This is a genomic window from Pseudoalteromonas sp. S327 (genome assembly GCF_005886415.1).
GTDB lineage: Bacteria > Pseudomonadota > Gammaproteobacteria > Enterobacterales > Alteromonadaceae > Pseudoalteromonas > Pseudoalteromonas atlantica.
Genome location: NZ_PNDP01000152.1, coordinates 1 through 263 on the forward strand (window position 1 = coordinate 1; position 263 = coordinate 263).

Below are 263 nucleotides of genomic sequence, written 5' to 3' on the forward strand. Positions count from 1 at the left end.
AACTCGCTATATAATTACCCAGAGCTAGGTATTGCAACGGTAAAAGAAATGGTATTACCGGCGAATGTGCCGGTGGACTACAAAATCACTTCAGAAAGCACAATGAACTCGTTTTTTATTCCTCAGCTAGGAAGTCAAATTTATTCTATGGCAGCCATGGAAACCAAGCTTCATTTAATCGCAAATCAGCCGGTCACATTTAAAGGCTTTTCAGCTAATTACAGTGGCGCAGCTTTTCCCGGAATCAATTTCAATGCCAGTGC

Annotated in this window: 1 protein-coding gene; it reads left to right on the forward strand. The window is 41.4% G+C overall.

Annotation, left to right across the window (positions count from 1 at the left end; genetic code table 11):
• Positions 1-263 (forward strand): cupredoxin domain-containing protein (locus tag CWB60_RS20520; RefSeq protein ID WP_502704744.1); only part of this gene is annotated, 263 nt, incomplete at both ends.